The sequence below is a fragment of the Pseudoalteromonas sp. MER144-MNA-CIBAN-0113 genome, from assembly GCF_040308965.1.
Lineage (GTDB): Bacteria > Pseudomonadota > Gammaproteobacteria > Enterobacterales > Alteromonadaceae > Pseudoalteromonas > Pseudoalteromonas tetraodonis.
This window is the reverse complement of the sequence record NZ_JBEOOG010000458.1, coordinates 1-255: the sequence shown is the minus strand read 5'-3', so window position 1 is coordinate 255 and position 255 is coordinate 1. Positions and strand designations below refer to the sequence as shown.

General features: G+C 47.1%; 1 protein-coding gene. It reads left to right on the top strand.

Annotated elements, in window-relative coordinates:
• Window positions 1-255, top strand: a 255-nt coding sequence (locus tag AAEY57_RS20485) for a vitamin B12 dependent-methionine synthase activation domain-containing protein (RefSeq protein WP_350608721.1), incomplete at both ends; no start/stop codon positions are given.

Genomic DNA, 255 nt, shown 5'->3' with positions numbered 1-255 from the left:
ACATAGCACCAAAAGGCACGCCTGATTACTTTGGCGCGTTTGCAGTAACGGGCGGCCTAGAAGAAGACGACTTAGCAAATGCGTTTGACGCACAGCAAGACGATTACAACAAAATAATGGTTAAAGCCGTAGCCGACAGGCTCGCCGAAGCGTTTGCAGAATACCTGCACGAAAAAGTACGTAAAGAGTATTGGGGTTTTGCACCAGACGAAAACCTAGCAAACGATGAGCTAATACGCGAAAACTACCAAGGTA